The organism is Saccharothrix sp. NRRL B-16348 (assembly GCF_001280085.1).
Lineage (GTDB): Bacteria > Actinomycetota > Actinomycetes > Mycobacteriales > Pseudonocardiaceae > Actinosynnema.
On record NZ_LGED01000080.1, the window covers coordinates 1 to 741 of the forward strand.

Genomic DNA, 741 nt, shown 5'->3' on the forward strand with positions numbered 1-741 from the left:
CTCCAGCAGGTCCTCCAGCGCGTCGCCGCGCACCGCCAGCCGTTCGAGCCTGCCGAACAGCGCCAGGTACTCGCGCACGTCGTGCGGGTCGGTGATGGTCGCGTTGCCGGTCAGCACGCTCAACGTCACCACCCGCTCGTCGTAGACCTGGAACCCGTGCAGTGCCACCAGGTTCGCGTCCGCGGTCCACGGCACCACACCGAGCTGGACGTTTGGTCTTCGCATGACCTGCACGAGGTGGTCGATCTGCTCGCACATCAGGTCCGCCGACCCCATCCGCCAGCGCAGCGCGCTCTCGGCCAGCAGGAACACGAACCGCTTGCCCAAGTCGTCCATCCGGGCACGACGGCTGCGCAGCGTGGCGATCGCCGTGTCCTGCTCGTGCGAGGGCGTCGTGTTGTGCACGACCCGCAGGTAGTTCTCGCTCTGCAGCAGCGCGGGCACACCCGCGTTCTGGAAGAAGCGGCTGGTGGTGGCACGGGCCTCGATCCGTGCCACGGTCTGCTGGTGTCGGTGCGCGCCCCGGTGCAGCACCACGCGGCGGGTCTCCGCCTCGGCGTGCAACTGACGGGCCAACTCCACCAGCTCGACCCTGGTCTCCCTGGTCGCGGACAGCTCGGCGACCAGGCGCTCCACGTCGGTCACGGACGGGAGGAGCATGCCGTTCTCGATCTTCGACAGCTTGGACTGGCTCATCCCGGTAGCGCGCGCCGTGGCCGTGCCGGTCATCTTGGCCTCGGT

1 protein-coding gene is annotated in these 741 nt (G+C 69.2%); it reads right to left on the reverse strand.

Going from position 1 to position 741, the window contains the following annotated elements:
• Positions 1-729, reverse strand: a 729-nt coding sequence (locus ADK67_RS10345) for a helix-turn-helix domain-containing protein (protein ID WP_063797557.1), incomplete at its 3' end; no start/stop codon positions are given.
• Positions 730-741 lie beyond the last annotated feature (12 nt).